8 protein-coding genes and 1 tRNA gene are annotated in these 17,144 nt (G+C 73.9%); 5 read left to right on the top strand and 4 right to left on the bottom strand.

Going from position 1 to position 17,144, the window contains the following annotated elements:
- The 5 genes from ACTB72_RS14895 to ACTB72_RS14875 all read left to right on the top strand — a co-directional run.
- Positions 1–381, top strand: a 381-nt coding sequence (locus ACTB72_RS14895) for a uroporphyrinogen-III synthase (RefSeq protein ID WP_463037789.1), incomplete at its 5' end; no start/stop codon positions are given.
- A gap of 235 nt (positions 382–616) precedes the next feature.
- A complete protein-coding gene (locus ACTB72_RS14890) occupies positions 617–2,209 on the top strand; it encodes a hypothetical protein (RefSeq protein WP_463037788.1) in 1,593 nt (530 codons plus the stop codon).
- Positions 2,210–2,321: 112 nt separating this feature from the next.
- Positions 2,322–3,800: a heme biosynthesis HemY N-terminal domain-containing protein gene (locus ACTB72_RS14885; protein ID WP_463037787.1), complete on the top strand. Its 1,479-nt coding sequence runs from the start codon at positions 2,322–2,324 to the stop codon at positions 3,798–3,800.
- A gap of 392 nt (positions 3,801–4,192) precedes the next feature.
- Positions 4,193–12,169 (top strand): hypothetical protein, encoded by a 7,977-nt coding sequence (locus ACTB72_RS14880; RefSeq protein ID WP_463037786.1) that lies wholly within the window; start codon positions 4,193–4,195, stop codon positions 12,167–12,169.
- Between the two features lie 118 nt (positions 12,170–12,287).
- Positions 12,288–12,363, top strand: a tRNA-Thr gene (locus tag ACTB72_RS14875).
- Between the two features lie 149 nt (positions 12,364–12,512).
- Here ACTB72_RS14875 and ACTB72_RS14870 read toward each other — a convergent pair.
- From ACTB72_RS14870 to ACTB72_RS14855, 4 genes are all read right to left on the bottom strand, one after another.
- A complete protein-coding gene (locus ACTB72_RS14870) occupies positions 12,513–13,973 on the bottom strand; it encodes a TrkH family potassium uptake protein (protein WP_463037785.1) in 1,461 nt (486 codons plus the stop codon).
- Between the two features lie 126 nt (positions 13,974–14,099).
- Positions 14,100–15,257, bottom strand: a complete 1,158-nt coding sequence (locus ACTB72_RS14865) for an amidohydrolase (RefSeq protein WP_463037784.1) — start codon at positions 15,255–15,257, stop codon at positions 14,100–14,102.
- 29 nt (positions 15,258–15,286) lie between these two features.
- A complete protein-coding gene (locus tag ACTB72_RS14860; protein WP_463037783.1) occupies positions 15,287–16,051 on the bottom strand; it encodes an isocitrate lyase/PEP mutase family protein in 765 nt (254 codons plus the stop codon).
- The coding region (locus ACTB72_RS14855; RefSeq protein ID WP_463037782.1) for a methylated-DNA--[protein]-cysteine S-methyltransferase at positions 16,048–17,144 on the bottom strand (1,097 nt) is incomplete at its 5' end. The genes ACTB72_RS14855 and ACTB72_RS14860, both read right to left, overlap by 4 nt.

Below are 17,144 nucleotides of genomic sequence, written 5' to 3'. Positions count from 1 at the left end.
GGCGCGCCGGCCGGGTCCCGCCTGCTGCACTTGCGCGGGCGGCAGGGGACCGGGGACCTCGCCGGCGCGCTCGGCGCCGCCGGCTTCGCGGTCGCCCAAAGCGTGGTCTACGAAATGCGCCTCGAATCCGCGCTGCCCGACGCCGCGGTCCGCGCGCTCGACGCGCGCGCCGTGGCGGTGATCCCGGCCTATTCGCCCCGCGCCGCGCGCCAGCTCGCCCGCCTGCTGGGGGACCGCTTCGACCTCTCCGCCGTCGTCGCCGTGGCGATCAGCGAGGCCGCCGCCGCCCCTCTGCGCCCGCTCGGCTTCAGGGCGCTGAGCATCGCCGCCGCCCCCTCCGGTCCCGCGATGCGCGATGCGATGCGGGCCGGGCGTCGCTGAGTCCCTTGCAGGTTCCGGCCATTTCGAAAACCGCCGACTTTTCTGAAAAAGGTCGCAATTCCGCAGATCTCCTCTCGCGAAACCGCGCCAATCGTGGCGGGATGCGCTACGCTCTCCTCCGAATCCGTCGCCGGCGCGGTTCGCCGCACCGCGGCGACTTGTTCTGTCGGGCGACGATCCCATAGTTTCGACCCTGCGCCGAGGCCGGGCGATCAGGGGAAGACAGGACCGCGAGATGACCGACGAGAAAAAACCGGACGACGCACCCGAGCCGCAGGCCGCGACGCCTGCCGAGGGGTTGCGCCCGGAGAGCCGGCCCCAAGACCAGACCGAAGACATCGCGGGGGCGGAGTTGGTCCCCGTCGATCCCGACGTCGCGCCTGATGACGCCCCTCATGACGCCGACGATCCCGGCTTCCCGGCGCACGAGCCCTCCGAAAACATCGCCGGGTCCGAACCCGTGGTCGAGGCGCCCGAAGGCTCGCGTGACGCCGATCACGGCTATCCGACCCGCGAGGACGCCGAGGCCGCCTACGATCACGGCGACCCGTCCGACGCGCCCCGCCGCGACCCGGACGCGGACGAGACCGGCGAAGCCGAGCTCGCCGCCGGTCTCGACACCGGCTCCGACCTCGCCGCCAGCGAAACCGCCGAACCCGATGAGCGGCCCGCGCCCTATCCGGACCCCGAGCCCGCGCCGGCCCCCTATTACGACGACCACCCGACCGAGGACGAGGTCGAGGACCAGGGCCGCACCAGCCTCGCCGCCCGCGCGCTGCAGGGTCTGGTGATCCTGCTGGTCGGCGCCGCCATCGCGCTCTGGGCGCTGCCGCGGGTGCTGCCGATGCTGCCCGCCCCGGTGGCCGAGGCGCTGGCCCCGGCCTCCGCCGTGTCGCCGGAGGATCTGGCCGCGCTGAGGGCGAGCTTCGAAAGCCGCATCGCCGCGCTGGAAACCGCGACGCCCGACGCCCCCGATCTCGGCCCGGTCACCGCCCGGCTCGACGATCTGGGCGCCCGGATCGAGGCGCTTGAAGGCGCCGGCCCGGCCGCTTCGGGCTCCGGCTCCGGCGGCTCCGATCTCGGCGAGGCCAACCAGGCCGCCATCGCCAGCCTCCGCGGGGAGATGGAGGCGATGTCCTCCACCCTCGCCCAGCTCGGCGACCTGCCGCCCGAAGCCGCGGCGAGCCTCGCCTCGGCCTCGCAGCGGGCCGCGAGCCTGTCGGAGAAGGTGGATGCGCTGACCAGCCGCGTCGACGCCGCCGAAGCCCGCTTCGACGAACGCGCCACCGCCGCCGAGCAGGCCGCCCAGACCGCCCAGGCCGACGCCGAGGCGGCCGAGAAGCGCGCGACGCTCGCCGCCGGCTTCCGCGCCATCGGTCAGGCGCTGGACGAGGGGCTGGCCTTCCAGGAGCCGCTCGCCTCGATCTCGGCCTTCGCCGAGCCGCCGAAAGCGCTGGCCGCCGCCGCCGCGGGGGGCGTCCCGACGCTCGCCTCGCTGCGCGAACGCTTCACCGACGCCGGCCGCCGCGCGATGGAGGCGCAGGGGCTGGCCGAGGCCGGGGACGGCTTCTTCGACCGCGCCACCGCCTCCCTGAAAGCCCGCGTGTCCGGCGTGCCGGTGGAGGCGATGGAGGGCGACGGGCTGGAAGCCCGGCTCGGCCGCGCCGCCGCCGCCCTGCGCAAGGGCGAGCTTTCCGCGGCGCTCGAGGCGCTGAGCGGCATCCCGCATCCGGCGCAAGAGGCGATGGCCGACTGGCTGGCCGACGCCCGCGCCCGCCAGGCCGCCGTGGCCGCCGCCGCGTCCTGGCGCGTGGAGCTCGGCGGATGAGCCGGGCGAGCCTTTTTCAGCGGGCCGCGGCCCGCTCCGCCCCCGGCCGCGCTGGCCGGATCGGCGCAAGAGCAAGCGTCCTCAACGGGCGCGTTATGGAGGGAACGGCGCGATGATCTGGCTGCTTCTGCGCACCGCCCTGTTCGTGGCGCTCGCCGCCGCGGTCGCCTACGGGATCGGCGTGCTGCTCGACACCCCCGGCGGGATCGAGATCACCTGGGCGGGCCGGGCCTACGCCTTCGACCCGCTGACCTTCGTGGCCCTGTTCCTCGCCGCCGTGCTGGCGCTGTGGCTGGCCTGGCAGCTGATCGGCCTGCTGATCGCGACCATCCGCTTCTTCACCGGGGACGAGACCGCCATTCACCGTTTCTTCGGCCGGTCGCGCACGCGCCGCGGCCTGGAGGCGCTGACCAACGGCATGATCGCGCTGGCCGAGAACGACCCCCGCAAGGCGCTGGCCAAGGCCGAGCGGGCGGGACGGATGCTCGACCGCCCCGAACTCGCCAACATCATCGCCGCCCAGGCCGCGCGCCAGGCCGGCCAGCAGGACCGGGCCGAGACCTATTACAAGGCCATGGCCCGCAACCCCCGCACCCAGGCGCTCGGCGTGCGCGGGCTGCTGGAGCAGGCGCAGGAGAAGGGCGACGACGACCGCGCCCTGAAGCTCGCCGAACGCGCCTTCGCCCTGCGGCCGCGCGACGGCGAGATCATGTCGCGGCTCTTCGACCTGCAGACCGGGCATGAGGACTGGGCCGCCGCCCGCCGCACGCTCGCCGCGGAAGTGCGCGTCGGCGCGCTGCCGCGCGAAGTGGGCGCGCGTCGCGACGCGGTGCTGGCGCTGGCCGAATCCCGGGCGGCGCTGGAGGCGGGCGACGAAACCCATGCCCGCGAGGCGGCGCTGGAGGCGCAGCGTCGGTCCCCCGCCCTCGCCCCCGCCGCGGTGGCCGCGGCCCTTCAGCTCGGCCGCGACGGGCAGACCGCCAAGGCCGAGAAGATCCTGCGCCAGGCCTGGAAGCTCGCGCCGCATCCCGACATCGCCGCCGCCTTCGCCGCCCTCCACCCCGAAGAGACCCCGGAGGTTCGCCGCAGGCGCTTCCGCGGCCTGACGGCGGAGAACTTCGATCACGTCGAATCGAAGCTGCTGGAGGCGGAGCTGGCTTTGGCAGCCGAGGATTTCCCCGGGGCCCGCAAGGCGCTCGGCGATCTGGCCCAGACCCGCCCCACCACCCGCACGCTCGCGATCATGGCGGCGGCGGAGCGCGGCTCGGGCGCCGACGACCATGTCGTGCGCGCCTGGCTCGCCAAGGCGCTCTCGGCCCCGCGCGGCGAGGCCTGGACCTGCGACGTCTGCGGCCAGGTGCATGAGGCGTGGTCCCCGGTCTGCGCGTCGTGCAAAGCGGTCGACACGCTGAGCTGGAAGCAGCCGATGGGCGCGGGCGAATCGCGCGCGGCCGAAATGGCGCTGCTTCCGGTGATCCTCGCCTCGCTGGAAGGGCCGCGGCCCGGAGAGGCGCCGGTTCCCGATCCGAGGGTTTACGACGCTGGGATCCAGGACGCGGAGACCACGTCTTCCGAGCCCGCCAAGACCTGATCCGCTCAACTGCAGCAGGGTTTCGCCAGCGCCGCCGTCTCCTCCGGGAGGCGGCGGCGTTCGCGTTTCCAAGTCCCGCGGCGCGGTCCCCTGGGCGAGATGTGGAAACATTTCTCACAAAACCGGAAACAAATCGCTTGAGCGATGACGTGGCGTTCCCGCATAGATATGCGCGAGTGAGCAAGGGGGACGGTTGCAAGTACTTGGGGGTGCTTCATGCGACGCCATCTGACGATGTTCGGATTTTGCGGAAGGCGGTCCGCGCGGAGCCGTTGCGGCGACAGGCCGGTCTTGGGAAACGTCCGTCCTGGTTCGAAACACGGCCATCGCGCCGCCTGACCTGATCGATGCCGGCCCCCGGGCTGGCGCCGGAACCTCTCGGAGATCCTGACATGACTTCATCGCACCGCTCCGCGGGCGAGGCCGCGCTGCTGCGCGCCAGCCTGCGCGCCCATCCGCGTCCCGCCCTGATGCTGTCGAGCACCGGCCTCGCGCTGATCCTCGCCACGCCGGCCTTCGCCGGGCCCTATCCGTGCCCGACGCCGGTCTCGAACCAGAACACGACCTGCACGGTTCCTGCCAATTCCGGCGCCGACTCGGTCTCCGTGGTCAACGCGCCGGGCCCCGACGAAGCGCCGGCCAGCTACGCCCTCGACAACAGCTCGAACCTCTCGGCGCCCGGCGGCGCGACCAGCGTGCTGAAGCTGAGCCTCCAGGGCGGCTTCGGCCAATATTACGACGATGACGGCAACGGCTTCGCGGGCCGGGATGCCGGCGCCGCCACCCTCTTCAACAACGGCGCCCTGCGGCTCTACCCGAGCGCATCGACCAGCAACGGCGACGACGGCTTCACCGGGGTGGGCGACGATTCGGGCGCGCTCTTCGGCATCTTCGTCCGCTCCAGGGGCGGCGACGGCGCCGACGCGCCCTACAGCCCCGGCGGCGGCGGCGACGGCGGCGCCGGGGGCGGCGCCGGCGCGGTGACCGTCACCCAGTTCCATCTGGGGGACATCGGCATCATCGGGACCGGCGCCAACGGCGTCGCCGGCATCTACGCCGAGGCCCAGGGCGGCGCCGGCGGCAAGCAGGACGCGAACCCGTTCTTCGCCCAGAAGGGCGGCGACGGCGGCGGCTACGGATCGGCGACCCTGACCATCGACGGACGGGTGGAGATCCAGGCGACCAGTTCCGGCTTCATCTGGGGTCTCGGCGCCGAGGCCGTCGGCGGCGAGGGCGCTTCCAGCGCCGCCAATTTCGCCAAGGGGGGGCGGGCCGGCGACGTCCATGTCGAACTGCTCGGCTCGGGCGACGTCACCGTCGAGGCCACGCGCGACGGCGCCAAGACCTTCGACCAGGGCGTGCGCGGGATCGCGGCCCGGTCCATCGGCGGGGCGGGCCGCTACAGCGACGACGGCGACCGCAACGGCGCCGACGGCGGCGGCGGCGGCGTGGTGGAGGTGCGGAGCGCGGGTTCGGTCACCGTCTCGCGCGGCGGCGCGGCGGTGGACGGCGACGGCGTCTCGGGCGGGATCGTGGCGATCTCGCAGGGCGGCGCCGGGGGATCTTCGGCCAACACCATCAACAACACCACCGGTCAGCGCGGCGGCAGGGGCGCGGCCGGGCAATATGTGCTGGTCGCCAGCACCGGCGACGTGACCGTCGCCGGCGAAGGCATGGTCGGCATCCACGCGAGCTCGGGCGGCGGGCTCGGCGGCAAGGGGGTGAACGATGGCTACGGCGGCGACGCCGGCCTCGGCAATCAGGTCGAGCTGAGCCTCAACGGCTCGGTCGCGACCTCCGGCGACGACGCGGTCGGGGTGCGCGGCGTCTCGCAGGGCGGCGACGGCGGCATGCAGGACTCGAGCGCCGGCCTCTTCGACTTCCCCACGGTGGCGGCGGGCGCCGGCGGCGACGCGCTCGGCGTCACGCTGAACAATCTCACCCATGACATCGCGGTCGGCCCCGACTTCCAGGCGGGCGCCACCGTCTTCACCACCGGAGCGCATGCCGAGGGCGTGGTGCTGCAGTCGCTCGGCGGCGCGGGCGGCAACGCCAAGGGCGCCCTGGTCTTCTTCGGCAACGGCGTAGCCGATTCGGGCGAGGGCGGCGACGGCGGCGACGTCACCATGGACGCGAAGATCGACGTCACCACCCGCGGCGACTATTCCAGCGGTATCCTCGCCCAGTCCATCGGCGGCGGCGGCGGCAATGTCGGCGAGAGCAGCGGCGCGATCTCGGTGGCGGGCGACGCGGGCTCGGGCGCGCATAGCGGCGTGGTCTCGGTGACCAGCCATGGCGCGATCCACACCAGCGGCCTCTCGGCGATCGGCATCCATGCCCAGTCGGTCAGCGGCGGCGGCGGGCGCGCGGCCTCCGATCTCGGCGTGGTCAGCGTCGGCGGCCAGGGCGGATCCAGCCCCAAGGCCAACAACGCCGGCGTCAGCCTGACCGGCAACGTGACCACCGCGGGCGATTACGCCTACGGGGTGCAGGTGCAGTCCATCGGCGGCGGCGGCGGCGACGGCGGCTCGGTCTTCGCGCTCTCGACCGGGTCGATCCCCGCGACCGCGGTGGGCGGCGACGGCGGGGCCGCCGGCGACGGCGGCCAGGCCGCGATCCGCCAGGGCGGCGGCACGGTCACCACCTTCGGCGACAACGCCCATGGCCTGGTGGCGATGTCGGTCGGCGGCGGCGGCGGCTCGGGCGGCGACGCGCGGGCGACCGGCATCGGTCTCCTGACGCTGTCCATGGCCGGCGGCGCCGATTCGGGCGGCGCGGGCGACCGGGCCTCGGTCGCCATCGACGGCGCGAAAGTCTCCACCTCCGGCAGTCACGCGCTCGGCGCGGCGGCGCTGTCGGTGGGCGGCGGCGGCGGCGCCGGCGGGTCGTCGACGAGCTTCGACCTCGGGCTCGGCCTCGCCTTCGACATCTCCGTGGGCGGCCGGGGCGGCGGCGGCGGCGCCGGCGGCGCCGCGAGCATGTCGCTGACCGACGCCCAGGTCGTCACCGGCGCGCGCAACGACCTGACGGTGAACGACGCGCCCGGCGTCGTGGCGCTGTCGGTGGGCGGGGGCGGCGGCGTCGCCGGCTCCTCCGCCTCCCGCGCCATCGACTTCACGGTGCCGTCCGATGCGCCGCAGGTGGATCTGGAGCTCAGCCTCGCCATCGGCGGCAAGGGCGGCGCCGGCGGTGACGGAGCGGCGGTCGCGAGCACGCTGAGCGGGTCGCAGGTGACCACGCAGTCCGACGGCTCGGCCGGCGTGGTCGCGCTGTCGGTGGGCGGCGGCGGCGGTCTGGGCGGCGACGCGGGCGCTTCGGGCGCGTTGCTGGTGCTGCCCAAGACCGGCGAGGACAAGATCACCATCACCGCCAATATCGGCCTCGGCGGCGACGGCGGCGCCAGCGGTCAGGGCGGCGCGGCGCAGGCGCGGCTCGCGGGGTCGGCCGTGCGCACCGAGGGCGACTTCTCCAACGGCGTGCTGGTCGCCTCCATCGGCGGCGGCGGCGGCGCGGGGGGCGTCGGCAGCGCCGAGAAGTTCATCCTGGAGATCCCGGGCGGCGGCGGCGACGACGACGAAGAGGACGAGGGCGAAGAGGGCGGCGCGAAAAGCTTCTCGCTCAACTTCACCCTGGGCCTCGGCGGCAAGGGCGGATCGAGCGATCATGGCGGCGCGCTGAGCTACGCCCAGGACGCGACGTCCTCGGTGACCACGACGGGCGAGGCGTCCAAGGGCGTGCTGCTCCACACCATCGGCGGCGGCGGCGGCGCATCGCAGTCGGCGACGGTGGGGCTCGGCACCTCGATCCTGCCGGCCGGGGTCAACGTCTCGGTCGGGCGCAACGGCGCGTCGGGCGGCGACGGCGGCGACATCGCCGAGCTGACGCTCGACGGGGTGGTGACCACCTATGGCGCGGATTCCGACGGCGTGATGGTCCAGTCCATCGGCGGCGGCGGCGGGGTCGGCGGATCGACCGGCGGCGCCGGCGCGGACGAGGACGGCTACATCAAGGAAGTCAACGAGATCGTGGAGGACGCCAAGCGCCTCTTCGACATCCGCGTATCGGTCGGCGGCCGCGGCGGGGCTGCGGGCGACGGCGGCGACATCGGCGGCGACACGCCCGCATCCTTCGGCGGAACCATCGCCACCTATGGCGACTTCTCCGCGGGGCTGGTCGCGCAGAGCATCGGCGGCGGCGGCGGGGCGGCGGGGGCGGCGAATGTCGAGACCTCCATCGCGTTGATCCGCGCCTTCGTGGCGGTCGGCGGTTCCGGCGGGGCGGCGGGCGACGGCGGCGACATCAGGTTCGCCTTCGACGACGGCGCGGTCGCCACCCAGGGCGTCGGGTCCTACGGCATCTTCCTGCAGAGCATCGGCGGCGGCGGCGGCATCAGCGGCGACGCCTCCCGGTCGGTATGCAAGAAGCTCAACATCGGCGGCGGCTGGGCCGGGGCGGCTGCGGCCGCGATCGGCGGCTTCGACGAGGAGGTGACGCCCGAAGACCTCTGCGTCGACATTCCGTCCTTCATCGATACCGACGGCCGGGCCGGGGTCAGCGGCGACGGCGGCGCGATCGCCGCCGGCCTCAACGGCGGGAGCGTCACGGTGACGACGCTGGGCGACTTCTCCCACGGCATCGTGGCGCAGTCGGTCGGCGGCGGCGGCGGCGCGGCGGCCTCGGGCAATTCGGTCGAGCTCGGCAATGCCGACGCGACGCCGGACGACCTCTCGACCCTGATCGCGCTGGGCGCGGCCGGCGGCTCGACCCGCAGCATCGGCGCGGGCGGCGTGGTGACGCTCGACGGAACCTTCAAGATCAGCACGGCCGGCGACGGCGCGGCCGGGCTGCTCGCGCAGTCGATCAGCGGCGGCGGCGGTTTCGCCGGGGCCAACGGCATCGCCGGCGTGTCGCTGGGCGGCCTCTACGCCGACCAGGGCGACGCCCTGCCGACCGTGTCCCTGACCGCGGACGGGGAAACGGTCCTCCTCACCAGCGGCCAGGGCTCCCACGCCATTCTGGCGCAGGCCATCGGCGGCGGCGGCGGTTTCGTCGCCGGCGCGCTCGACGACGCGGCGCTCGACGGCGGCGAGATCGAGGTTTCGCTCGGGGCCGCCGCCCAGACGCTGGGCGACGGCGGGCCGGTGACCGTCGTTCAGCAGGGGGTGATCTCGACCACGGGCGACTTCGCCCGCGCCATCCTCGCCCAGGGCATCGGGGCGGGCGGCGGCGTCTATTCCGGCGTGGACGCGGGGGCCTCGGGCCCCGGCGTGCGCGTGCCGGTGACGCTGGGCGCGTCCGACAGCGCCGGCGGCGGCGGGGCGGTCAAGGTCACCGCCTATGGCGGGACCGGCGGCATCGCCACGGGGGGGCTCGGCGCGGACGGGATCCTCGCCCAGTCCATCGGCGGCGGCGGCGGCGTGGCGGACATCGCCGCGCGCAACGCGGCCGACGCGAGCCCGACCACGCAGGTCAGCCTCGGCACGCAGGCGGGCACGGGGAACAATGCGAAGGGCGCCACGGTCAACGTCCTCCTCTCCGGCGGCCGCGGCGTCCCCTCGATCCGGACCGAGGGCGACGGGGCCTACGGGGTGCTCGCCCAGTCCATCGGAGCGGGGGGCGGCGTGGTCACCGACCTCACCCGCGCCGAGATCGACGTCCATCTCGGCACGACCACGTCCGGGAACAATCGGGGAGCGGCCGATGCGGTCGACGTCTCCGACTTCGTGAGCCTGGTCACCGCCGGCGACGACGCCCACGGGATCGTCGCGCAGTCCATCGGCGGCGGCGGCGGGGTGGCCCGGCTCAACGCCTCGGGCGGCTCGGCCACCCTCGGCATGAAGCCCACCGCCCCCTTCAACAGCGGCGTCAACGATGGCGGCGACGTCACCGTCGCCATGGGCTTCGCGGGGGTCAGCGGCACCACCGGCGACCACGCCATCGGCATCCTCGCCCAGTCCATCGGCGGAGGCGGCGGCGTGCTCACCACCGCGGGCGGGCCGCTGGACGCGCTGTCGCTCGGCCAGGCTTCCGCCTTCGAGAACCACGGCGGCGCGGTGAGCGTGACGCTGAAGGCCAACAGCGGCAGTCTCGCCACCACCGGCGAGGGCTCTCACGGCATCGTCGCGCAATCCATCGGCGGCGGCGGCGGCATCGCGGGCGACATCTCCGTCGCCAAGGGGATCTTCCCCGACTTCGAGGGGAACGATTCGTTCTACACCGGCAATTTCGGGTCCGGCGACGGCGGCGCGGTGACGGTCAGCGTCGAGGATGACCTGACCACCACCGGCGCCGGCGCCTTCGGCGTCATCGCCCAGTCCATCGGCGGCGGCGGGGGCATCGCCGGCGCCGGCGACGTCGCCGATGCGGGGCGTCCCTATATCGGAAAGACCTCCGCCCGCACCAACGACTCGGGCGTGACCAACGCCGCCGGCGCGGTCACGGTCAACGTGGCGGAGGGCGGCTCGATCACCGCGTCGGGCCCGAATTCCATCGGCATCTTCGCGCAGAGCCTGGGCGACCTTCGCCCCGGCCCGGCCGAGACCCAGACGGTGACGATCAACCTCGCCGGCGCGGTGAGCGGCGGGGCGTTCGGCGTGATGATCCAGGGCGGGAACGCCGGCAACCGGCTGACGGTGGCCTCCACCGGCTCGCTCCGCTCCGACGCCGGGACGGCGATCTATTATGTGGGCGAGACCTCGGACGAAAACAGCAACCTCATCGTCGAAAACCACGGGCATATCGAGGGGGACGCGGCCGGCTACCACGCCAACGGCTTCTCGTTCTACCTCACCTATGAGGACGCGGCGGCGACCGCCGCGCGCGCCGAGATCTCCTCGCTGATCCCGGCTCCCAAGCAGCGCAACGCGGCGCTGACCCTGGTAAACCGCCGCGACGGCCTGCTCAGCGGCGCGCAGCGCTATCGCGGCGACGTGGTCAACAACGGCGTGATGCTGATCGGCGAGGACGGGGCCATGAACGCCCTGACCATCGCCGGCGACTTCACCCAGGGCGACCGCGGCCGGACGGTGGCCGAGGTCGATTTCCTCAAGCGGCGCGGCGACGCGTTGCGGGTGAAGGGCGACGCGGCCTTCGACGGCAAGCTGACCATCGCGCCGCGCGCGGTGCTCAAGGGGGCGAGCTTCAACCTGATCACGGTCGAGGGGGAGTTCACCGGCCGCTTCGACGAGATCGCGTCGGAGCTCTTCCTCTACGGCCAGCGGATCCGGCCCAACGGCGTGACCATCGGCCCGATCACCGCCGATTTCGACCAGGCCCGGTTCGGGCTGAACGCCCGGCAGCGCTCGATCTCGACCTATCTCGAGGCGGTGTTCGAGACCGCCGAGGAGGACTACGCCACCACCTTCGGCGATCTGGAGGCGGCGGTGGCGCTTAACCCGTCGAACTTCGGCGCGCTGCTCGACGGTCTGTCGCCCGGCGCGTCGCTCGCCGCGGCGGCGGCGAATATCGAGCTGAGCCAGTCCCGCTTCGACCGCCTGCTCGGCTGCGGCGAGACCCCCTGGGACCGCAGCGCGGCGACGGCCTCGCGCTGCGTGATCGCCGACGCGTCGGGCCGGTCGTTGTCGCAGGGCGGCGACGGCGGGGCGCCCGGCTACGACGCCGGGATCTACACGATGGCGCTGGGGGTTCGCGCCCCCTTCGCCCCGCACCTGACCGCGGGCCTGATGGCGGGCTATGAGAGCGCGTCGTTCAACGGCGACGGCGGGGCGGACAGCGAGGGCGACACCTTCACGCTGGGCGCCTCCGTGACCCGGGCCTACGGGGCGATGTCGCTGTCGGCGGCGGCGGGGGGCAGCTTCGGCGTCCACGACGTGACCCGCAACTTCGCGGCCCCCGGCGGGGTCGAGAAGGCGCGGGGCGAATACGACGCCTGGTCCGTCGGCCTGCGGGGACGGATCGACTACGGCATCGTCTTCGGCGACACGCGGGTCACGCCGGCGCTGGATCTCGACCTGATCCATGCCGGGTCCGACGGCTACCGCGAGCGCGGGGCCGGCGCCTTCGACCTCACGGTGGACGGGGGCCAGGAGACCGCCTTCCGCGCCACCCCGTCCCTGGGGATCGCGCAGGCCTTCGCCCTGTCGGAGACGACGCGGATGGTGACCTGGGCCACGGCGGGGATCAGCTTCTCGACCACCGACGCGTTCATGACCACGGCGCGCTTCACGGGCTCTGCGGCGGCGGGCGGCTTCTCGGCGGCGACGCCGGTGGCCGATGCGGCGGCGCGGGTCAGCGCCGGCATCTCCTTCGCGGCGACCGAGCGTCTGCACGTGGGCCTGCGCTACGACGGCGCCTTCGGCAGCGGCTACACGGGTCACGCGGGGGCGGTGCGGGTCGACTGGGCGTTCTGATCGCCCCGCCGACCGCCCCGCTCGCTGCGGCGGGGCGGTCGATCCTGGGGGCGCGAGGGCCAAGACCTCTTCACGGCCCTTGCCAAGCGGGAAAGCCTCGGCTACTCCCGCGGCCGGCGCCGGTGTAGCTCAGCTGGTAGAGCACGTCATTCGTAATGATGGGGTCGTAGGTTCGAGTCCTATCACCGGCACCACCTCCGACAAACAAGCAGCTGATCCGCAAGGGTGATTCTCGAGGGTAGGCTGCGGCTTGTCACACAATCCGTCACACGTCATCCGGCGCGGGGACTCTTTCGTCCACAGCCGCAGGGACCTGCACGGGGTCTTCGCGTGAGAAGCCCCCTCACCCCCGCCAGAACGCGGCGGTGAACAGCACGTAGACCCCCATCAGCTCCAGCCGCCCCAGCAGCATGCCGAGCGCGAGCAGCCACTTGGCCGGGTCCGACAGCGACGCGAAATTGCCCGCCGGCCCGATGATGTCGCCCAGTCCCGGCCCGATATTGCCCAGCGCCGTCGCCGCCCCGGAGATGGCGGTGACGGTGTCGTAGCCCAGCATCCCCATCGCCACCGAGAGCATCGCCAGCGTCAGGAAGAACAGGAACAGGAAGCCCATGACCGAGGAGATCACGTCCTCGTCGACGGGGCGTCCGGCGAAGCGGGTGGCGAAGACCCCGTGGGGGGAATGGATGCTCTGGATCTGGCTCCAGATCGCCGCGGCGACGATCTGGTAGCGGAAGATCTTCACCGAACAGCAGGTCGACCCGGCGCAGCCCCCGACCAGCCCCATCAGGAAGAAGGCGGCGGCGGGGAACGCCCCCCATTCCACGTAGTTTTCGGACGCGTAGCCGGTGCCGGTGATGATCGAGACGGTGTTGAACAGGGTCTCGCGCAGATGCTGCTCGAAGCCCCACGAATGCGGGACCGGGTCGGTGACCAGCCGGTAGGCGAGGATGGCGAGCGAGAAGGCCAGGATCGCGCCCAGAAAGGCGCGCACCTGCACGTCGCGGAAGATCGGCCGGGCGGACCCGGACGCGAGCTGCACCAGCCGCACGAAGGGCAGGGCGGCGAGCAGCATGAACAGCGACGACACGTATTCGACCGTGCCCGAGAAATGCCCCAGCGAGGCGTCGTAATTGGCGAAGCCCCCGGTGGAGATCGAGGTCATGGCGTGCACCACCGCGTCGAACAGGCTCATCCCGCAGGCCGCGTAGGCGATGGTGCAGGCAAGCGTCAGCCCAGCGTAGAGCCAGGAGATGGACATGGCGATCTCGCCGGCCCGCGGCAGGATCTTTCCAAACGTGTCGAAGGCCTCGGAGCGGAACACCTGCATGCCGCCGACCCGCAGGGCCGGCAGGAAGGCCATGGCGACGACGACGATGCCGACGCCGCCGAACCATTGCAGCATGCCGCGCCACAGAAGCGTGCCGCGGGGCATGTGGTCGAGCCCGGAGAACACGGTGGAGCCGGTGGTGGTCATGCCCGACATCGCCTCGAAGAACGCGTCGGTGACGGAGGCGCCGGGGACGCCGAAGATGAAGGGCAGGGCCCCGAACACCGGCAGCAGCATCCAGACCAGCGAAGTGAGCAGGAACGTCTCCTGGATGTTCAGCCCGCGGCCGCGACGGGTCCTGCTGGCGGCGGCGATCAGCGAGCCGGCGATGGCGCAGAGGAAGGCGGACAGGCCGAAGCCGCGCCAGTTGGCGTCCCCGTCGACGAGGTCGGCCATCATCGGCGCCAGCATCGACAGCCCGAGGGCCGCGACCAGCAGGCCGATGAGGTGAATGGCGGAGCGCAGGTCGGGCATGTCGGATCGATGCATCGCCTGCGGTCGACCCGACTGTCAACGCGAAGCGCACGGCGGCGCGACGATGGGCGGAACCGCGTGGGGCGTTCCGATGCGCCCGCGCGCTGGGCCCCGGCCCCTCCGGCTCTACGCCCCGGCGCAGGACCGTCGCGCCAGAGCCGCCCACCAGGCGACGCCGGCCGGCAGGATCGCGTCGTTGAAATCGTAGCCGGGATGGTGGAGCGAGCGGCCGTGCGGCCCCTCGGTCCCGTTGCCGACGAAGGCCATCGCGCCGGGGCGATGTTCGAGCATCGCGGCGAAGTCCTCGGCCCCGCCGATGCGGCCATGGGCGGGGTCGGTCGCGGCCCCCGTCGCCTCGGCCGCCGCCATGCAGCGTGCGGCATGGGCGGGGACGTTGACCAGCGGCGCGAAGGACTGGGCGAACGACGCCTCGGCCCGCGCCCCCGTCGCCGCCGCCGCGCCCTCCGCCGCCACGCGCATCCGCGCCCGGATCAGGTCGCGCACCACGGTCGAATAGCCCCGGCAGTCGCCGGTGATCCGCACGTTGGAGGCGAGCACGTTGCGCGCGCCGTCCGTCTCGAACCCGGTGACCGAGACCACCGCGAAATCGTCCGGGTCCACCGCCCGCGAAACCACCGTCTGCAGCGCGCCGACCACCGCGGCCCCCGCCACGATGGCGTCGACGGCGCGGTGGGGGGCGGAGGCGTGGCCGCCGGAGCCCGCCACCAGAATCTCGAAATCGTCCTCGAAGGCCATCGCGGGGCCGGGCTGGATGGCGAAGCTTCCCGCCGCGAGGCCGGGCATGTTGTGCAGGCCGTAGACCGCGTCCATCGCGAAGCGTTCGAACAACCCGTCGTCGATCATGGCGCGGGCGCCGGTCCCGTTCTCCTCGTCCGGCTGGAAGATGAAATGGACGGTTCCCGCGAAGGCGGGGTCGGCGGCGAGGGTCAGGGCCGCGCCCAGCAGCATGGTGGAATGACCGTCATGCCCGCAGCCGTGGAATGCGCCGGGTCGGGCGGAGGCATGGGGGAGGCCGGTGGCCTCCGCGATCGGGAGCGCGTCCATGTCGGCGCGCAGGCCGACCGCGCCCCCGGTCCCGCGGGTCAGGGTCGCGACCACGCCGTGCCCGCCGACCCCGCGCGCGACGGCGAGGCCCGCCGCCTCCAGCCGGTCCGCGATGCGCGCGGCGGTGCGGGCCGTGTCGGCCCCGGGTTCGGGGTGGCGGTGCAGGTCGCGGCGGAAGGCGGTCAGCTCGGCGATCAGGTCGTTGGGAAGATCGGGCATGGGGTGGGGGCCGGGGTCAGGGGAGGCGGTCAGCGCATCACGTCGCGGGCCTGCGCCTCGGCCCAGGCCATCGTCGCGCGCCAGGGGCCGGGGCCGAAGCTGATCCGCGCGACGCCGAGCGCCGCGAGCGTCTCCACCTCCGCCCGCCCGCCGCGGGCGAGAATGTTGACCGGGAGGGGGCAGGCCCCGATCAGCCGCGCGACCAGCGCCGGGTCCGAAAGGCCGATGGGGTAGAAGCAGCCTGCGCCCGCCGCCGCCCAGGCCTCGGCCCGGGCCAGCGCCGCATCGACCAGGGCGGGGTGACGGGCCGGGTCTTTCTCCTGAAGGAAAAGATCGGTGCGGGCGTTGACCAGCAGCGGGGTTCCAGCGGTCCCGGCGCCGTCGAGGAAAGCCGCGATCCGAGCGGCCTGCGCCTCCGCCGGGCGCAGGCCGCCGCCCGGCAGGCCGTCTTCCAGGTTCGCTCCCACCGCTCCGATGGCGCCCAAAGCCGCGCCCGTCGCCCGCAACCCGGCGAGGTCCGCGGCATAGCCCCGCTCGAAATCCACGCTCAGCGGGACGGCGACCGACGCAGCGATCCGCCCGGCGAGCCGCAGCAGCAGATCGAGCGGGATCGCCTCGCCATCCGGGTAGCCTTGAGCGCCGGCGATGGAGAGGCTGCCGGTGGCCACCGCCTGCGCCCCCGCCGCCTCGGCCGCCCGCGCGGTTCCGGCGTCCCAGATGTTCCACAGGATCAGCGGATCGCCGGCCCGATGCAGGGCGGCGAAGGCGGCGAGGCGGGCTTCGTGATCGGTCATGGGCAGGTCTCCTCGGGCGGGCGGTCCGCGGGCGGCTTCGGGGCGTGGCGGGCCTCGTGATCCAGCAGCCAGCGCTTGCGCCACAGGAGCCCGCCATAGCCGACCAGCGCGCCGTCGGCCCCGATCACCCGGTGACAGGGCACGACGATGGCCATCGGGTTCGCCCCGTTGGCCTGGGCGACGGCGCGGGTGGCGGCGGGGTTGTCGAGCGCCTCGGCCAGCGCCGCATAGCTGATCGGCCGCCCCGGCGGGATCGCGCGCAGCGCGTCCCAGACCGATTGGCGGAAGGGCGTGCCGGTGCGCGCGACGGGGGCGGAAAGGGCGAGGTCGCTCCCCTCGAAATAGGCGGCGAGCGCGACGCGGGTGGCCTCGAGCGCCGGGGTGGTCCCGCGACGGATCGAGGCGCGGGCCCGGGCGCGCAGGGCGCGGATCTCGCCGGGCAGGGCGGCGCGCTCGGCGAATTCGAGGACGTGGAGCGCATGGGCGTCGGCCACCGCCAGCATCGGGCCGATGGGCGTGGCGATCCATTCTGCGCTCAGCAGCGCGCGGTCGGAGGCCTGGCCGGGGGCTTCGCCGGGCGCGGGCGGCTCGTCCAGCAGCCGGTCGATTTCGGCCAGCACTTCCGGCGAGGCCGCGGCGGCCGGGTCGGGGGGCGCTTCGGGTCGCGCGGCGCGCGGCGAGGGGGCGAGCGCGCGGGCGAGCTGAAGAAAGCTCAGGCCAAGGCGGCGCCGGAAGCGGGTGCGGATCTCGGCCGGGTCGAGGCCGAACGCGGCCACGTCCGTCTCCCGCCAGCGCCGGCCGGGCTCGGCCTCCAGCGCGTCGACCAGGCGGGCGAGGTCGGGGTCGCGGGCGGCGGCGATGGCGACGGGGCGGCAGGCGGGGCAGGGGGCGAGCCCCGCGTCGAGGCAGCCGGCGAGGCTGTCGCGGAAGCCGCGCGCCGCGATCGCGGCGGGGATCCCGGGGCAGACGAAGCGGTGGAACAGCCCGGCGGCGGGGTCGAGGACCCAGACATGCCCCTCGAACGCCGCGAGGTCGCCGGCGTCGAGGGCTGCGTGAAGGGCGGCGTCTGGCGGTCGGGTCAGCATGGCCAAAC

The sequence above is a fragment of the Albimonas sp. genome, assembly GCF_055129145.1.
This window is presented reverse-complemented; position numbering and strand designations above follow the sequence as displayed.

Bases quoted from the DNA above. Each gene is read 5' to 3' on its own strand.
- ACTB72_RS14880 (WP_463037786.1), top strand. From the start codon at position 4,193: ATGACTTCATCGCACCGCTCCGCGGGCGAGGCCGCGCTGCTGCGCGCC.
- ACTB72_RS14870 (WP_463037785.1), bottom strand. From the start codon at position 13,973: ATGCCCGACCTGCGCTCCGCCATTCACCTCATCGGCCTGCTGGTCGCG.
- ACTB72_RS14885 (WP_463037787.1), top strand. From the start codon at position 2,322: ATGATCTGGCTGCTTCTGCGCACCGCCCTGTTCGTGGCGCTCGCCGCC.
- ACTB72_RS14890 (WP_463037788.1), top strand. From the start codon at position 617: ATGACCGACGAGAAAAAACCGGACGACGCACCCGAGCCGCAGGCCGCG.
- ACTB72_RS14865 (WP_463037784.1), bottom strand. From the start codon at position 15,257: ATGCCCGATCTTCCCAACGACCTGATCGCCGAGCTGACCGCCTTCCGC.
- ACTB72_RS14860 (WP_463037783.1), bottom strand. From the start codon at position 16,051: ATGACCGATCACGAAGCCCGCCTCGCCGCCTTCGCCGCCCTGCATCGG.